This window comes from Streptomyces sp. NPDC058619 (assembly GCF_042717785.1).
In the GTDB taxonomy this organism is placed as follows: Bacteria; Actinomycetota; Actinomycetes; order Streptomycetales; family Streptomycetaceae; genus Streptomyces.
Window position 1 is genome coordinate 114,398 of record NZ_JBHXQN010000020.1, and the last position, 16,474, is coordinate 130,871.

At 73.9% G+C, this 16,474-nt stretch carries 15 protein-coding genes; 12 read left to right on the forward strand and 3 right to left on the reverse strand.

From position 1 onward, the window contains the following. The first annotated feature begins 10 nt into the window (after positions 1–10). From ACFWTC_RS21050 to ACFWTC_RS21085, 8 genes are all read left to right on the forward strand, one after another. Positions 11–268, forward strand: a complete 258-nt coding sequence (locus ACFWTC_RS21050) for a phosphopantetheine-binding protein (protein WP_383923481.1) — start codon at positions 11–13, stop codon at positions 266–268. Between the two features lie 193 nt (positions 269–461). Further along, positions 462–1,505, forward strand: a complete 1,044-nt coding sequence (locus ACFWTC_RS21055; protein ID WP_384029432.1) for an anthranilate phosphoribosyltransferase — start codon at positions 462–464, stop codon at positions 1,503–1,505. Then, entirely contained in the window at positions 1,498–2,349 is an 852-nt protein-coding gene (gene trpA, locus ACFWTC_RS21060) for a tryptophan synthase subunit alpha (RefSeq protein WP_383923487.1), read from the forward strand. The genes ACFWTC_RS21055 and trpA overlap by 8 nt, the downstream gene beginning before the upstream one ends. A gap of 88 nt (positions 2,350–2,437) precedes the next feature. Next, positions 2,438–2,812 carry an ectoine synthase gene (locus tag ACFWTC_RS21065; RefSeq protein WP_030390275.1) on the forward strand — a complete coding sequence of 125 codons (375 nt, stop codon included), beginning with the start codon at positions 2,438–2,440 and terminating at the stop codon, positions 2,810–2,812. A 59-nt stretch (positions 2,813–2,871) separates the two neighbouring features. Continuing rightward, entirely contained in the window at positions 2,872–4,017 is a 1,146-nt protein-coding gene (locus tag ACFWTC_RS21070) for an acyl-CoA dehydrogenase family protein (RefSeq protein ID WP_383923489.1), read from the forward strand. Next, positions 4,014–4,745 (forward strand): N-(5'-phosphoribosyl)anthranilate isomerase, encoded by a 732-nt coding sequence (locus tag ACFWTC_RS21075; RefSeq protein WP_384029434.1) that lies wholly within the window; start codon positions 4,014–4,016, stop codon positions 4,743–4,745. Before ACFWTC_RS21070 ends, ACFWTC_RS21075 begins: the two co-directional genes overlap by 4 nt. Beyond that, positions 4,742–5,464, forward strand: a complete 723-nt coding sequence (locus ACFWTC_RS21080; RefSeq protein WP_383923495.1) for an indole-3-glycerol-phosphate synthase — start codon at positions 4,742–4,744, stop codon at positions 5,462–5,464. The genes ACFWTC_RS21075 and ACFWTC_RS21080 overlap by 4 nt, the downstream gene beginning before the upstream one ends. Further along, positions 5,461–6,339 (forward strand): alpha/beta hydrolase, encoded by an 879-nt coding sequence (locus ACFWTC_RS21085; protein ID WP_384029436.1) that lies wholly within the window; start codon positions 5,461–5,463, stop codon positions 6,337–6,339. Before ACFWTC_RS21080 ends, ACFWTC_RS21085 begins: the two co-directional genes overlap by 4 nt. Positions 6,340–6,394: 55 nt before the next feature. On the opposite strand, the gene ACFWTC_RS21090 is transcribed toward ACFWTC_RS21085, so the two are convergent. The 3 genes from ACFWTC_RS21090 to ACFWTC_RS21100 all read right to left on the reverse strand — a co-directional run bounded on the left by ACFWTC_RS21090 (position 6,395) and on the right by ACFWTC_RS21100 (position 9,359). After that, positions 6,395–7,030 carry a DUF6875 domain-containing protein gene (locus ACFWTC_RS21090; protein WP_383923500.1) on the reverse strand — a complete coding sequence of 212 codons (636 nt, stop codon included), beginning with the start codon at positions 7,028–7,030 and terminating at the stop codon, positions 6,395–6,397. Next, the gene (locus ACFWTC_RS21095) at positions 7,027–7,644 is read right to left on the reverse strand and encodes a hypothetical protein (RefSeq protein ID WP_383923503.1); all 618 of its coding nucleotides are present in this window, start codon (positions 7,642–7,644) and stop codon (positions 7,027–7,029) included. Before ACFWTC_RS21095 ends, ACFWTC_RS21090 begins: the two co-directional genes overlap by 4 nt. A 320-nt stretch (positions 7,645–7,964) precedes the next feature. Further along, complete coding sequence (locus ACFWTC_RS21100) at positions 7,965–9,359, reverse strand: pyridoxal phosphate-dependent decarboxylase family protein (RefSeq protein WP_383923506.1); 1,395 nt, start codon at positions 9,357–9,359, stop codon at positions 7,965–7,967. A gap of 270 nt (positions 9,360–9,629) precedes the next feature. Between ACFWTC_RS21100 and ACFWTC_RS21105 the strand changes: the two genes are divergently transcribed. The 4 genes from ACFWTC_RS21105 (at position 9,630) to ACFWTC_RS21120 (ending at position 16,368) form a co-directional block, all read left to right on the forward strand. Beyond that, on the forward strand, positions 9,630–11,093 hold the full coding sequence (locus ACFWTC_RS21105; RefSeq protein WP_383923509.1) for a multicopper oxidase family protein: 1,464 nt from the start codon (positions 9,630–9,632) through the stop codon (positions 11,091–11,093). Positions 11,094–11,657: 564 nt separating this feature from the next. Further along, positions 11,658–14,033 (forward strand): condensation domain-containing protein, encoded by a 2,376-nt coding sequence (locus ACFWTC_RS21110; RefSeq protein ID WP_384029438.1) that lies wholly within the window; start codon positions 11,658–11,660, stop codon positions 14,031–14,033. Positions 14,034–14,071: 38 nt separating this feature from the next. Next, positions 14,072–15,304, forward strand: coding sequence for a methionine adenosyltransferase (gene metK / locus ACFWTC_RS21115; RefSeq protein WP_384029440.1), 1,233 nt, complete (start codon positions 14,072–14,074; stop codon positions 15,302–15,304). Between the two features lie 83 nt (positions 15,305–15,387). After that, positions 15,388–16,368 carry a carbohydrate kinase family protein gene (locus tag ACFWTC_RS21120; protein WP_383923519.1) on the forward strand — a complete coding sequence of 327 codons (981 nt, stop codon included), beginning with the start codon at positions 15,388–15,390 and terminating at the stop codon, positions 16,366–16,368. Positions 16,369–16,474 lie beyond the last annotated feature (106 nt).

Sequence of the window (16,474 nt, forward strand, 5' to 3'; positions counted from 1 at the left end):
GGAACCCGTCATGAGCAACGTCACCACCATCAAGAACTTCGTCATCACCGAGTTCCTCCCCGGCACCCCGGCCGGCGAACTCGCCGTCGACCACGACCTCCTCAACGACGGAGTCATCGACAGCCTGGGCGTCCTCAAGCTCATCGCCTGGGTCGAGGACCGCTTCGAGCTCGCCGTCGGCGACGCCGACCTGGACCCCAACAACTTCCGCAGCGTCGAGGCCATCGACGCCTTCATCGCCGACGCCCGCCGCACGGCGGCCGCCTAGAACCACCCCCCGCCCCCGGCCCCCCGCCCCCGGCCCCCCGCCCCCGGCCCCCCGCCCCCGGCCCCCCGGCCCCCCGCCCCCGGCCCCCCGGCCCCCCGGCCCCCCGGCCCCCCGGCCCCCCGGCCCCCCGGCCCCACCGCACCACCCCGCCCACCACCGCACCATCCCGACGCAGACGAGACGGAGAGCGACCGTGCACGACGCACTCACCACCCTGCTGGAACAGCAGGCCCCGGTCGGCCGGGAGGCCTGGCGGTCCTGGTGGGACCAGCTCGGCGACGGCAGCCTCGACCGGGCCCAGGTCCTCGCCCTGCTGGCCTCCCTGACCAGCCGCCTGCCCGACCACCAGACCCTGCGCCACCTCCTGGACTCCCTCGCCGAGCGCAGGCCCGCCCCCCAGGCCACCACCCCCTGGGAGAACACCGTCAACGTCGTCGGCACCGGCGGCGGACCCCGCACCTTCAACATCTCCACCGCCTCGGCGTTCGTCGCCGCGGCCGCCGGCGTCAACGTCGTCAAAACCGGCTCCCGCGCCTACACCAGCTCCCTGGGCTCCGTCGACCTCCTGGAACGGCTCGGCATCCGCCTCACCTCCTCCCACACCCAGACCGAGGACACCCTCGCCGCCCACGGCATCGCCTTCGCCGGACCGTACGTCTACCCCACCCAGCTCACCCGCCTCGCACGCACCACCGCCCCGCTGAGCATGAAGCCCTTCGGCCGGTTCCTCAACGCCCTGGGCCCCTTCCTCGCCGAGCTCCCCGTCACCGCCCAGCTCACCGGAGTCTCCGCGGCCGCCCCCCTGGACACCCTGCGCGAACTCGCCGCGACCACCACCACCCGCCGCATCTGGCTCGCCACCAACGACACCGGAGCCGACGAACTCCTGCCCTTCGCCACCAACACCATCCACACCGAAACCGGCCACACCCGCACCATCCGCCCCGGCGAACTCACCCCCGCCGACGGCTCCTTCGGCGACCTGCGCCCCGCCGTCGACCCCACCGGCGCCGCCGCGCACTTCCGCTCCGTCCTCGCCGGCACCGCCGGCCGGGTCGCCACCCGCACCGTCAGCCTGGGCGCCGCCGCCCTCATCGTCGCGGCCGGCACCCGCCGCGACTGGCCCTCCGCGGTCTCACTCGCCGAGGACGCCGTCCGCTCCGGCGCCGCCCACGACCTCGCCCGCCGCCTCGCCGCCACCCCGGCCCCCCGCACCCTGGCGGCAGCCCGTGCCTGACACCACCGCCCCCACCGCCACGACGGCCCCCGCCCCCTTCTTCCCCCGGCGCACCCCCGGCCGGGGACCCGGACTCGCCCTCTTCCTCAACGCCGGCGACCCGCCGCTGCCCGTCCTGCGCGACCTGGTCCTCATGCTCGACCAGGAGAAGGTCGACTGCCTCGAACTCGCCGTCCCCTTCCCCGACTCCGTCACCGACGGCCCCGTCATCCAGCGCTCGGCCCGCCGCGCCCTGGACCGCGGCGGCGCCGGCCTGGACGACGTACTCGCCTTCATCGCCGACGTCCGCCCCCACCTGGCCCACCTGCGGATCGCCCTCCTCGCCGACTGGAGCCACTCCCTCAAACACCGCGACCTCGCCGACGCCACCCGCGACATCGCCGCCGCCGGCGCCGACGGACTCCTCATCCACGCCCTGCCCCCGCGACTGCGCCAGAGCCACCTGGAGACCGCCGCCGCCGCCGGACTGCCCGTCGTCACCACCTGCTACACCAAGAGCCCGCCCGACACCCAGGCCCAGGCCGCCGCCCACGCCTCCGCCTACCTCTACCTCGTCGCCCACTACGGACGCAGCGGCACCGCACCCGCCGCCGGACACGCCGCGCTCGCCCAGGCCGTCACCGCACTGCGGGCCCACACCACCTCCCCGATCGCCGTCGGCTTCGGGGTCAGCACACGGCAGGACGTCCAAGCCGTCGGCGCCGCCGGCGCCGACGCCGCGATCATCGGCTCCGCAGCCGTGGCCGCCGTCGAACGCGCCCAGGAAGCCGGCCACGACGTGACCGAAGCCTTCCGCGCCTTCGTCCGCTCGGTCCTGCCCCCCACACCGCACCACCCCTCCTGACCCACCCGCACACGCCCCACCCGCACCACCCAGGAGCTCCACCCCCCATCCGAAAACATCCGCGCACCACCCACACCGGGAGACCGCCATGATCGTTCGCGACATCGAGTCCGTGAAGACCGTCGAGTGGGGCAACGGCCTCAGCCGCCGCTTCCTCCTCGCCGAGGACGGCCTGGGCTACTCGCTCACCGACACCACCGTCCTGGCCGGCACCAAGTCCCGCCTGGAGTACGTCAACCACCTCGAGGCCTGCTACTGCATCGAGGGCTCCGGCGAGGTCATCGAACTCGACGGCACCTCGCACGAGATCGTCCCGGGCCGCATGTACGCCCTCGACCAGCACGACGCCCACTACCTCGTCGCCAGCCCGCACGAGGACCTGCGCCTGGTCTGCGTCTTCTCCCCGGCCCTGCGCGGCGACGAGGTCCACAGCCTCGACGCCCACAGCTCCTCCGCCTACTGAGCCACCCCCGGCGCCCCGGCGCCGCCATCCCGCCAGCAACCGACTCAAAGGGGTCCGTCGTGATCCGTTGGAACGCCGACCAGGCAGATCTGCGCGAAGGCCTGGAGCGGTGGGGAGACGCACTCAGCGCAGACCACATCGAACTCGACGAGCAGTCCGCCTTCTCCGAGGACAAGTGGAAGCTCGTCCAGAAGACCGGAATCCTCTCACTGCCCTTCCACGAGGACTACGGAGGCCTCGGCCAGTCCCTCCTCACCACCATGTACGTCCTGGAAGGCCTCGGCGAGTACAACCGCGACGCCGGCCTGAGCTTCTCGGTCACCACCTCCATCTGCTCCACCGGAATCCCCATCCAGCAGTTCGGCACCGTCGAACAGAAAGAGCGCTACCTGCCCCAGATCTGCTCCGGCGAGGCGATCGGCGCCCACGCCATCACCGAGGCCGAGGGCGGATCGGACGCCATGGCGATGGGCACCAGGGCCGTCCGCGACGGAGACGACTTCGTCATCAACGGCAGCAAGGTCTTCGTCACCAACGGACCGGTCGCCGACGTCATCGTCGTCTACGCCCGCACCCACCCCGACGGAGGCCCCCTGGGCACCACCGCCTTCCTGGTGGACCGCAACACCCCCGGAGTGAGCGCCAGCCGCCCCATCAAGAAGATGGGCCTGCGGACCTCGCCGCTCAGCGAGCTGTTCTTCGACGACGTACGGGTCCCCAGGACCGCCGTCCTGGGCCGCGTCGGCGGAGGATTCATGGTCCTGGACCACGTCATGAAGCGGGAGATCCTCCTCTCCTTCATCGTCAACGTGGGCGAAATGCAACACCGGCTGCAACGCTGCGTCGACTACGCCAAGACCCGCACCTCCTTCGGAAGGGCGATCGGTTCGTACCAGACGATCGCCAACAAGATCGTCGACACGAAGATCCAGCTGGAAACCGCCCGCAAATGGCTCTACGACACCGGCGAGAAACTGGAGGCCGGCGAGAACATCACCGCCGACCTCGCCATCGCCAAGATCGTCACCAGCGAGTCCAACCTCGCCACCAGCCTCACCGCCGTACAGATCTTCGGCGGCCACGGCTACATGTCGGAATCCGGACTGGAGCAGGACGTGCGCAACGCCGTCGGCGGCACGATCTACTCCGGATCCAACGAGATCCAGTACAACCGCATCGCCTCGACCCTGGGACTCGGCAAGTGAGCACACACCCCCTGTCCCGGACACTGCTGAAGGTCTGCGGGGCCACCACCCCCCACGACATCGAGGCGGCGGCGGCCGCCGGGGCGGACTGCGTCGGCCTCTGGCACGGCGTACCCGGCGGCCCGTCCGAGCTGGAACCGAACGCGGTCGCCGCCCTCGCGGCGGCGGCCCGTTCGGCCGGCCTCCTGCCGGTCCTGGTGACCTTCCTCTCCGACGCCGCACACCTCGCACACCTCGTGCGGGCAACCGGCGCCGGCTGGGTCCAACTCCACGCCTACCAGCCCCCCGCCACCGTACGGGCCCTGCGCGAAGCCCTCCCCCCGGACACCGGAATCGTCAAGGTCCTCCACGTCCAGGAAGACGGCGGCTGCGTCGAACGCCCCCTGATCGGCGCCTACGACCGCGCCGGCACCGACCTGTTCCTCCTCGACACCGCCACCGGCGACGGCCGCATCGGCAGCACCGGCCGCACCCTGGACCCGGCCCGCCTGACCGCCCTCCTGCCCCGCCTGACCCGCCCCTTCCTCCTGGCCGGCGGCCTCACCCCGAACCACCGCCCCGCCTACGAGGACATCGTGCGCCACCCCGGCTACCGCGGCATCGACGTCGACACCGCCGCCCGCGACCACACCACCGGCGCCTTCGGCGTCCCCGAGATCACCGCCCTCGCCCGCGCCTGGCGCACCGCCCCCGCCCCCGACCACCCCCCGCTGGAGCTGTCGCGATGACCAAGCAGAACCGGACCGGCTTCCCTTTCCTCGAGGCCCTCCTGGCCTCCCCGGCCCCCGTGGTGATGGAGGTCAAACGACGCGACGCCCACGGCTACGACATGCTCGGCGGCCGCACCCCCGCCGCGATCACCGGCGCCTACGAAACCGCCGGCGCCCCGTGCGTCTCCGTCGTCACCGGCCGCTGGTTCGGCGGCTCACCCGCCCTCCTGCGCGACGTCGCCGCCCTCACCGACCTCCCGATCCTCCAGAAGGACTTCATCACCCGCAAGGACCAGATCCACACCGCCCGCGAACTCGGCGCCTCCGCCGTCCTGCTCACCGCCGCCCTCCTCCCCGCATCCAGCATGCGCACCCTGGTCACCGAATGCCTGCGCACCGGCCTGACCCCCTTCGTCGAGATCACCCAGGAATCCGAACTCGCCGCCGTCCACCACCCCCAGGAGTGTGTGATCGCCGTCAACAACAAGGACATCAAGACCCGCGAACGCGGCGCCGGCGACCTCGGCCGCTCCCTGGACCTCCTGCCCGCCCTCCAGAGCGCCGGCACCGCCTGCCCCGTCAGCGCCAGCGGCATCGACAGCCCCGCCACCGCCGCCGGACTCCTCGACGCCGGCTTCCGCGGCCTGCTCGTCGGCACCTCCCTGCTGCGCACCGGATCACCCGCCCAATGGGTCGACGCGATGGCGGGCGCCCGCCGAGGGCTGGCCGTACGGTGACCCGCCCCCACACCGTCCGCCCCCACACCGTCCGCCCCCACACGCTCCACGCGGCGGGCATCGAACTGTCGGCGCTCCTGGCCCTCCCCGGGGCCACCCCGCCCCGCTCCACCATCCTGGCCATCCACGGCCGCGGCATGCGGGCGGCGTACTGGAACTCCTTCATCCCCCTGGCCACCGCCGCGGGCCACGCCGTCCTGGCCGTGGACCGCCCCGGCTACGGCGCCTCCGCCGGCCACCTGCCCGACGGCCAGAACCTCGCCGAGCAGGCCGAGACCCTGCACGCCGCCCTCAAGGAACACGCCCGCACCCACGACACCGGCGCCGGCTTCCACCTCCTGGGCCACTCCGACGGCGGCAAGGTCGCCCTCCACACCGCGGCGACCGCCGGCGCCCTGCCCCTGCTGGGCCTGGACACCTCCGGCACCGGCTACCAGTACGACCCCCAGGCCCTGCACTTCCCCTCCACGCTCGGCGGCGGCGCCACCAGACTCAACTGGGGCCCCCTCCACCTCTACCCCCGCGGCACCTTCCAGGCCAGCCGCGCCCTCCTCGCCCCGACCCCGCCCCGCGAATCGGCGGAAACCATCCACTGGCCCCGCCAGTTCGAAAGCCTCGCCCCCGACGTCCGCATCCCCGTCCGCCTCACCTTCGCCGAACACGAAGCCTGGTGGCACCTGGACGACACCACCCTGACGGCGATGACCTCCCGCCTCACCCGGTCCCCGTCCGTCACCGTCGACCACCTGCCCGCCGCCGGCCACAACATCAGCCTGGGCCACACCGCCGACACCTACCACCAGCGCGCCCTGGCCTTCCTGGACGCCTGCCTCCCACCCGCCACCACGGCCCACCGGGCCGCCCAACACGACTGACCGCACCCCGTGGAGCGGGTGCGGTCAGCCGTAGGTCACCGGGCCGGGGGAGCGGTCAGACCGCCACCACCCGGCTCACCAGCTGATCCCGGATCCGCGACGGGATCCCCGGCGCGAAACGCTGCAGGTAGTGATCCAGATGGGAATCGTCACCCACCAGGAACGGGAGGTCGAACACCAGCAGCTTGCGGACCGCCAGCAGCGGCAGCGGCGCCCGCAGCGGCCGGAACGCCTCGTTGTACAGGCCCGGCTCCTCGCACACCGGATGGAACTGCCCGATCATCAGCCCCTCCGCCACGAACTCGTCCTTCGCCTTGCGCTGCAGCTCGTCCAGCTCCACCGAGTCCGTCGGATCGAACCCCGGCAGAACCAGCAGGATCGTCAGCAGCTCGCGGTCCTCCGGCGACAACGGCTCCGACAAGGCCGCGTGCCGGGTGCGCAGCGAGTCGACCGCCAGCGCCAGGTTGTCGCAGTCCGCGGACGGCAGCGCCAGATGGAACAGCTCCTTGCGCAGCGAGGGCTGGGTGTACGGGCACACCGGGCCGGTACGGCCCAGCTCGGGGTGGCTGGACACCAGGAAGTCCCGGCTCCACATCAGCACCTGTAACAGCGGGCTCAGGGCGTCCGCCGGGACTTCGCCCCGGGCCACCTCACCGGTGGTCCAGGAACGGATCAGGTCGTCGCCCCTCATCGGGGATCCCTCCACATCGGTCGAAGGACGGGTCCGCCGCCGGGCAGGGCCAGGTCCCCGCCGAGGCGGCCGAAACCGGCCCGCCGGGTCGCGGCCTCACCACCCGGCGAGCTGGCCTCGGTGTACAGGCCGACGCCCTCGGCGTCCGCACGGTCCGCCATCACGCCCAGCAGCCCGGACATCAGGCCGGACTGCTGGCGGCCGGCGCGGACCGCCCCGAACGACACGTAGTAGTGCGGGCCGTGCGGGTGGGCCTGCGCCTGGAGGGCGGCGATGGTCCGCAGCCCCTCCACGTGCCCGCCCAGGGCCGCGGCGAACGCCGCGTCCAGGGCGGCCTCGTCGGGCTCCGCACCGGGCGGCAGGAACAGCAGCACCGCATCACCGCCGGGGCTGGTGAGGACCCCGTCGTAGGAGGCGGACAGGTCGACGAACACCCGGAAGAACCCCGGCAGCAGCTCGGCTCTGCGCTGCTCGTCGGGGATCATCCAGCGGGTCAGCGCGTCCTCCTGGAACGAGGACGCCAGAAGGGCGCACAGGCGGGCGGCCTCCGGTCGGCCCAGCCGGCTCGCGGCGGGCGGATCGGTCGGCGTCGGGGGCGGCGCGGTCGGGGACAAGGCAGGACCTCCGGGTCGAAGGGGGAGAGACGGAAAGAGAGGGAAAGGGGACGGGATCGGAAACGGACAAGGGGAGCCGCGACGAGGGGAGTCCGCGGGGGAGGGGTGGGAACAGGGCACGGGACGGGGGAAGCTCAGGGGAGGGGGAGGGGGAGGAGCCGGGAGGAGGAACGGGACGGGGAAGCCGGGGCAGGGGACGCAGCCGGGCGAGGAAACGGGACAGTGCAGCGGCTAACGGCAGCGGCTAACGGCAGCGGCAGCGGCAGTGGCGGTCGGGGCGGGGCGGGGACAGGACAGGGCGGGTGCCGGGGCTGAGCGGGTCAGACCGCGGTGCGGCCGAGCGCGGCCAGCTCCGCCACCCGGGCGTGCAGCACCGGCAGGTAGTGCTCCGACTCCGGCTTGATCAGGACGCTGCGCACCACCCGCGCCGCCTCCGCGTCCCGCACCACGCCCGGATGGCGCACGGCGAACGCGTCCGCGTCCGCCCGCAGCACGCTCAGGAACACCGGATCCGACTCCGCCGTCATCCCGTCGCGCAGCAGCCGGTCCGAGGCCGCGTCGATCGAGGACAGCGAACCGCCGGCCGTCACCGGGAAGTACGTCACGATGTCCAGGTCCGGCCGCTGGTACAGCTCCAGCGCCTCCGACGCCTCCAGCAGGTCCGCCCACCGCAGCGCGGCCCGCCGGTTCGCGGCGAGGATCCGCCCGAAGCCGTCCACGGTCAGCGGCAGCAGCTGCAGCGTCAGCCACAGCCCGGCGGCCGCCGCCCCCGCCCGCGAGCACTCCAGGCTGATCTCACCCAGGTGCAGCTCCGCATCGGTGAAGTACGTGTACGGCGAATCGTGCGCGAAGTGCCGCCCCGCCCGCGGATCGGGAAACAGCACCGCCCCGCAGCCGTACGGCTGCAGCCCCTGCTTGTGCGGGTCCACCACCACCGAGTCGCACTCGGCGATCGCCCGCCACGGGGCCGCGTCCAGACCCCCGGCACCCGCCCGGCCCAGGATCGCGTAGAAACCCCCGTACGCCGCGTCGACGTGCACCCGCGCCCCGTACCGGCGCGCCAGCGCCAGCACCTCGTGCACCGGGTCCACCGCCCCCAGACCCGTCGTGCCCGTCGTCACCACCACCGTGCCGATCCGCCCGCCCCGCAGCGCACCCTCCAGCGCGCCCAGGTCGATGCGCCCGCGGGCGTCCGCCGGGATCCGGTGCCCCTCCATGCCCAGCACGTGGCACATCCGCTCGTGCGTGTAGTGGCACTCGGAGCTGTAGGCCACCCCGCGGTCCGGGTGCAACTGCCGGGCGACGTACAGGGCCTCCAGGTTCGCCATCGTGCCGCTCGTCGTCAGGTGCCCGACGTGCGACGCGAGACCGAACATGCCGGCCAGCTCGGCGACCGCCTCCCGCTCCATCTCCGTGGTCGCGGGCCCGCCCTCGGCGGCATGGTTGTTCGGATTGAACAGCATCGCGGTCAGATAGCCGGTGACGGCCGCCGGATGCGGCGGCTTGACCATCTGTCCGGCGTAACGCGGGTGGAAGAACGGATAGTTGTGGTCCATCCGCTTCGCGAGACGGTCGAAGGCCTCGGTGAACGCCTCCGGACGGACCCGGTGCGCCCCATGGGACTCGTACGGGCCGAACTGCCCGCCCCACCGCTCCGCCACCCCCAGCGCGCGCGGCAGCCAGTCGCGTAAGTCGTGCAGGTCGTGCAGGTCCACGGGAGCCTCCCCAGCACCGCCCGGGGGCGGCGCGAGTCGCGCGTACGCGGTCGTACGTACGCACGAGGAGCGTTGCCCAGCCCCCGCAAGGCCCGCGCAACGCCGCACCCCGCACACCACCCCGGCTCAAGCCGTGCGCAAGCCGCGTCTGGTGCACTCGCGGCCCGACACCCGCGTGGAGCCTTCCACCGCCGGGCGCCCGCGGCGCGGCACCGGCCCGCCCCGGGCGCCCGCGCGCACCCACCGCGCCCCTTCCCAGGAGGACACCCCATGGTCACCAGACGCAGCCTGCTCAGCGGCGCCATCGCCGCGACCGGCGCGGGTCTGCTCACCACCGGAGGACTGACACCGCTGCTCAGCACCCGCTCCGCGCAGGCCACCGCCCCCGCCGGGACGAAGCCCGTCACCCTCCCGCCGCCCTTCACCGTACGGATGCCCCTCACCCCGGTCCTCGCACCGGTCTCCACCCTGGGCGGCCAGGACACGTACGCCGTCACCATCAAGGAAGCGGCCCGGGAGATCATCCCCGGAGCACAGACCAAGGTCCTCACCTACGACGGCCACTTCCCCGGACCGGTCCTGCGCGCCCGCAGCGGCCGCAAGGTCGTCATCCGCCACCGCAACACCCTCACCATGCCCGTCTCGGTCCACCTGCACGGCGGCAACGTCTCCCCGGAGAACGACGGCGGCCCGATGGACACCTTCGCGCCGAACACCTCGCGCACCTACACCTACCCCAACCAGCAGGCCGGCGCAGGCCTCTGGTTCCACGACCACGCCCACCACATGGAGTCCGAACACGTCTTCCGCGGCCTGTCCGCGACCTACCTCCTCTCCGACGACACCGAGCGTTCCCTCCCGCTCCCCGCCGGCCAGTACGAGGTCCCCATCGCCCTGCGCGACGCCCGCTTCGACGAGAGCGGACAGCTCGTCTACGTCATGGACGACGTCTTCGGCCGCACCACCGTCCTCGCCAACGGCCGCCCGAGCCCCTACTTCGAGGTCGCCGCCCGCAAGTACCGCTTCCGGCTCCTGAACTCCTCCAACATGCGCTTCTTCCAGCTCCGCCTCGCCGACGGCGGCCCCCTCACCCAGATCGGCACCGACGGCGGACTGCTGGAGCGCCCCTTCACCACCGACACCGTCGGCCTGTCCCCGGCCGAACGCGCCGACGTGATCATCGACTTCTCCCGCTACCCCGTCGGCACGAAGATCGTCCTGGAGAACACCCTGGGCCCCGGCACCCCCGACCAGGTCGGCAAGGTACTGCGCTTCGACGTCGTACGGACCGCCCCCGACCCCAGCCGGATACCGGGCCACCTGCGCACGCTGCCGGCCCTGCGCCCGGCCACCGTCCAGCGCTCCATCGTCCTCAGCATGGACGAGGACGGCCGCCAGGAGCCGCGGGGGTTCATGGACGGCCAGGTGTGGGACTACCAGCGCATCGACCAGACCGTCGCGCACGGCAGCTCGGAGATCTGGACCGTCACCAACACCAACAAGCTCGCCCCGCACAACTTCCACATGCACCTGGTCCAGTTCCGCGTCCTGGAACGCAACGGCGCCCCCGCGGGACCGGCCGAATCCGGGCCGAAGGACACCGTCCGCCTCTTCCCCGGCGAGAGCGTCAAACTGCACGTCACCTTCGACACCTACCGCGGGACGTACGTCTACCACTGCCACCTGCTGGACCACTCCGCGATGGGCATGATGGCCAACTTCCGCATCCGCTGACGCGGCCCCCGACCGCGACGCCGGCCCGACCGGGGGGAAACGGGCCGGCCGCGGGGCGGGGGAGCGGCCCGCCCCCGCTCGACGCGCGCTCAAGGACGAGCCGAGGAACGAACGGAAGGATCCTCGACAACAGACCATGTCCGGCCGTGTCCCCCACGAGTCCCCGCATGAGTCCGCGCACCACCGCACCGCACCACCGCACTGCCCCACCACCCCGCACCACGACCCCAGGAGGCAGGCCAGAGCCCCTCACCCCGCCCGCCCCGGACCCCGCGGCGCCGCCCCGGCGACGCGACCGTCCTCAAGCGGGTTTCCGGCCGTCCTCGGGCACCGGACGCGATCATCGGCAACACCGGGACACGGCTCCGCCCGCGCGGCGTATCCGCCACCACCCCGGGAAGGCCCGGACACCGCCCCACCACCCGCGCCACCACCCGCGCCACCGCACCCACACCCACCACCCACACCCACCCGCACCCACCCGCACCCACCACCCGCACCCAACCCACCACCCGCAACTCACGACCCAGGAACCGGATGCCGAAAGGGAAGAGGAGGGAAGCGATGGCCGCCACCGTGGCCATGACCGTGGTCGTCACCCCCGGCCCCCCGCCCTCCCTCGACCTCCACGGCACCCTCACACCCGCCGCGCTCCGGGCCGCCCTCGCCACGCTCCCGCCGTGCACACCGACCCTGCACCGGCACACCCCGCACCACCACACCCTCACCCTGCCCCCGCCGCCCTTCCCCGTCGGCCGCCTGTCCGACCTGCTGACCGGCGCCCCCGCCGGACACCCCCGCAGCACCGCGGAACACCCGCCGCACCCCGCCCGCCGCCCCGCCGGCCCCGGACCCCGCACCGCGCTGCCCGCCACCCCCCTGCAACGCCACGTACTGCTGGACGCGATGACCCACCCCGGCGCCGGCCTCCACGTGGAACAGCTCCACTGGCGCTGGCACGGACCCCTGGACGCCCGGCGGTTCACGGCCGCCTGGCAGACCCTCTACGACGGCGAAGCGGCCCTGCGCACCGCACTGGCCGCACCCCCCGCACCCGGGACCGGCCCCCTGGTCGCCGTCCACCCCCACGCCGTACCCCAACTGGAACGCCACGCCCGCGGCAGCGCCGACTGGCACGCCCTGCTGCTGAGCGAGCGCATGCGCGAGTTCGACCTGTACCGGCCCGGCACGGCACTGCGGATCGCCCTGCTGGAAGAACCGGACCGGGTCCAACGCGTCCTGCTGACGTACCACCAGGCACTCCTCGACGGCTGGAGCGCCCGCCTGCTCCAACGCGCCCTGTACCGCGCCTACCTCGCCGACGGCCGCCCGGCCGGCCGCGGCCGGCGGCCCGACATCCGCGACCACCTGCGCTGGACCGCCGGGCAGGACCCGCAACCCGCCCGGGCCTACTGGTCCCGCGCCCCGATCCCCGCGGCCGCGGCCCGCCTGCCGCTCCGCCCGCCCGCCCGGCCCGCCCGCCGCGGACACGGGCGCACCCGCCGGCGGCTCACCCCGTACGAGGCACTGCGCCTGCGCAACTGGGCCGCCGACCACGGCGCGACGGAGAGCGCCGCCCTGCACGCCGTCTGGGCCCTCCAGCTCCACCACGCCGCCCCGCACCCCGGCACGGTCGCCTTCGCGGCTGCGGTCTCGGGCCGCGGCATCCCCCTCCCGGGCGCCGACCGCCTCCCCGGACCGCTGCGCAGCGCCGTCCCCCTCCACGTCCGGATCGACCCGGCCGCCCCGCTGACCCGGCTCCTGGCCGACCTCACGACCCAGGCCCTGAACGCCTCGTCCTACGAATGGATCGCCCCGACCCAGTCAACCCACTGGTCCCGCCCCCCCACCCCGGGCCCCCACCCCGGCCCCGCGCGGGGGACCGGCCCCGCCCCAACTCCCGGCTCCGCCCCGGGCCCCCACCCCGGCCCCGCGCGCGCCCAGGACCCGGGCGCGGACGCCGACCCGGGTCATGCCCCGGCCCCCGTACCGGACGCCGACTACGGCGCCGCGCCGGCCTCCGGCGCCGCCCCGGACCCGGCGGCAGGCACCGGCCCCGCCGCGGGCATGCGCCTGCGCACCGCCGCGGGCAGCGCCGTGGCCTCCCCGCAGAGCCCCGCCGCCGGCGGACCGGCAGGCGTACCGGCCGGCGACGGTCCGCCCGGAGAGCCGGACGTTCCCGAGTCCCTCATCGTCTTCGAAGCCCACGCACCCGCCGGTCCCGCCGGCGACCCCGTCCACGCCGAGCTCGCCGCCGAAGGCGTCCACGTCGGACCCGCCGAGGCCGTCGCCGCGCACACCGCGCTGCCGTTCGCCGTCACCGCGCACCACGACGCCGAGGGCGGACTCGTCCTCACCGCCGTCCACGACCGCGCCCGCGTCACCGACGCCGACGCCGCCGAGACCCTCGCCCAGACCGCCCGCATGCTGCGCGAACTGCCCTCCGCCGCACGGGAACCCGTCACCGTCGGCGACGCCCTGACCCTGCTCGCCGCCGACGGCGGCGGCGACAGCCCCGTACCCCGCGCCACCCCGCCCGCGGCCCGCACCCTGCGCATCCTGCGCGCCGCCGCCCGCGCCGGAGCCGGCACGATCTGCCTGCTCCCGCCGCCCGAGGCGCCCCCCGGCTGCTACGACGCGCTCGCCACGGCCTACCCCGGCCCGCAGGCGCTGGCCACCCTGCGGCCGCCCGCCGACGCGCGGACCGCACTGGCCGCGCTCCGGCCCGCCCTCGCCCGCGGCGAACCGCTGCTGCTCGGCGGGTTCACCGGCGCGGGCTCCCTCGCCTGCGAGGTCGCCGAACGCATCGCCTCGCACGGCTGGCACCCGCCCCTCGTCGTGATCGGCGCCGCCACCCCCGCCACCCCCGGCGGCCCCGACCCCGTCCGGGCCCTCGCCCGGACCCTGGAGACCGCCGCGGCCGCCACCGCCCGCCCCTGACCGCCCCGACGACCCGTCCACCAACCACCAGGAGTGACATGTCCCGCCGCCTGTTCACCTCGGAGTCCGTGACCGAGGGCCACCCCGACAAGATCGCCGACCAGATCAGCGACACGATCCTCGACGCGCTCCTCACCGAGGACCCGACCTCCCGGGTGGCCGTGGAGACCCTCATCACCACCGGTCTCGTCCACATAGCCGGCGAGGTCACCACCCAGGCCTACGCGCCCATCGCCCAGCTCGTCCGCGCCAAGATCCTCGAAATCGGCTACGACTCCTCCACCAAGGGCTTCGACGGCGCCTCCTGCGGCGTGTCGGTGTCCATCGGCGCGCAGTCCCCGGACATCGCGCAGGGCGTCGACACCGCCTACGAGAAGCGCGTCGATGGCGCCGAAGGCACCGACGCCGGCGAGGACGGAGACGCCCTCGACCAGCAGGGCGCCGGCGACCAGGGCCTGATGTTCGGCTACGCCTGCGACGAGACCCCCGAGCTCATGCCGCTCCCCATCCACCTCGCGCACCGGCTCGCCCGCCGCCTCTCCGAGGTCCGCAAGAACGGGACCATCCCCTACCTGCGCCCCGACGGCAAGACCCAGGTCACCATCGAGTACGACGGCGACCAGGCCGTCCGCCTGGACACCGTCGTCGTCTCCACGCAGCACGCCGCCGACATCGACCTGGAGGCGCTGCTGGCCCCGGACATCCGGGAGATCGTCGTCGAGCACACCCTGCGCCGCCTCGCGGAGGACGGCATCAAGCTGGAGACCGAGGGCTACCGCCTGCTGGTGAACCCGACCGGCCGCTTCGAGATCGGCGGCCCGATGGGCGACGCCGGCCTCACCGGCCGCAAGATCATCATCGACACCTACGGCGGCATGGCCCGTCACGGTGGCGGCGCCTTCTCCGGCAAGGACCCGTCCAAGGTCGACCGCTCCGCCGCCTACGCGATGCGCTGGGTCGCCAAGAACGTCGTCGCCGCCGGCCTCGCCACCCGCTGCGAGGTCCAGGTCGCGTACGCCATCGGCAAGGCCGAACCGGTCGGCCTGTTCGTCGAGACCTTCGGCACCCACACCGTGCCCACCGACCGCATCGAGCGGGCCATCGCCGAGGTCTTCGACCTGCGCCCCGCCGCGATCATCCGCGACCTGGACCTGCTGCGGCCGATCTACGCCCAGACCGCCGCCTACGGCCACTTCGGCCGCGAGCTCCCCGACTTCACCTGGGAGCGCACCGACCGCGCCGAACGCCTCAGGACCGCCGCCAGCGCCTGAGGCCGCCCCGCGGCCCCGCCCTTCCCCGCCCTGCCCCGCTCCACTCCGCCCCGCCGACATCAGTCCAGCTCACAGGAGTCCACGTGCGTATCGCGGTGACCGGATCCATCGCCACAGATCACCTCATGGCCTTCCCGGGCCGGTTCGTCGACCAGCTGCTCCCCGACCAGCTGGAACACGTCTCGCTGTCCTTCCTCGTCGACACCCTCGAGGTGCGGCGGGGCGGAGTCGCGGCCAACATCGCCTACGGTCTCGGCGGCCTGCGCCTGGAGCCCGTCCTCGCGGGCGCCGTGGGCCCCGACTTCGCCGAGTACGAGGTCTGGCTCAAGGAACACGGCGTCGACACCGGCGCGGTGCACGTCTCCACCGAGCACCAGACCGCCCGCTTCATGTGCATGACCGACCGGGACACCAACCAGATCGCCTCCTTCTACGCGGGCGCGATGGCCGAGTCCGGCCGCATCGACCTCGGCGCCCTGCACGCCCGCACCCCCCTGGACCTGGTCCTCGTCTCGCCCAACGACCCGGGCGCGATGGTCCGCCACACCGAACAGGCCCGGGAACTGGGCATCCCCTTCGCCGCCGACCCCTCGCAGCAGCTCGCCCGCCTCACCGGTGAGGAGGTCCGCGGCCTGGTCACCGGCGCCCGCTGGCTGTTCACCAACGAGTACGAGTCCGCGCTTCTCCTGGAACGCACCGGGTGGAGCCGCGCCGACGTCCTGGGCCGCGTCGGCACCTGGGTCACCACCCTGGGCGCGCAGGGCGTCCGCATCGACGCGAAGGACCGGCCGGCCCTCACCGTCCCCGCCGTCCCCGACACCCGCGTCGAGGACCCCACCGGCGTCGGGGACGCCTTCCGCTCCGGGTTCCTGGCCGCCGTCAGCTGGGGACTGCCGCTGGAGACCGCCGCCCAGCTCGGCTGCGCGATATCGGCCCTGGCCCTGGCGGCCGTCGGCTCGCAGGCGTACGAGATCGACCCCGGCCGGCTCCTGGACACCGTCCGCACGGTGTACGGGGAGCGGTCGGCCGCGCTGCTGGAACCGAAGCTGGGACAGCCGGCATGACCACGAACGCGCAGACCCGGGCCGACGCCCTCCGTGAGGCCCTCGCCACCCGTGTGGTCGTCGCGGATGGTGCGATGGGGACGATGCTCCAGGAGCAGGACCCCTC

Bases quoted from the DNA above. Each gene is read 5' to 3' on its own strand.
- ACFWTC_RS21050 (WP_383923481.1), top strand. From the start codon at position 11: ATGAGCAACGTCACCACCATCAAGAACTTCGTCATCACCGAGTTCCTC.
- ACFWTC_RS21090 (WP_383923500.1), bottom strand. From the start codon at position 7,030: ATGAGGGGCGACGACCTGATCCGTTCCTGGACCACCGGTGAGGTGGCC.
- ACFWTC_RS21105 (WP_383923509.1), top strand. From the start codon at position 9,630: ATGGTCACCAGACGCAGCCTGCTCAGCGGCGCCATCGCCGCGACCGGC.
- metK (WP_384029440.1), top strand. From the start codon at position 14,072: ATGTCCCGCCGCCTGTTCACCTCGGAGTCCGTGACCGAGGGCCACCCC.
- ACFWTC_RS21110 (WP_384029438.1), top strand. From the start codon at position 11,658: ATGGCCGCCACCGTGGCCATGACCGTGGTCGTCACCCCCGGCCCCCCG.
- ACFWTC_RS21080 (WP_383923495.1), top strand. From the start codon at position 4,742: ATGACCAAGCAGAACCGGACCGGCTTCCCTTTCCTCGAGGCCCTCCTG.
- ACFWTC_RS21065 (WP_030390275.1), top strand. From the start codon at position 2,438: ATGATCGTTCGCGACATCGAGTCCGTGAAGACCGTCGAGTGGGGCAAC.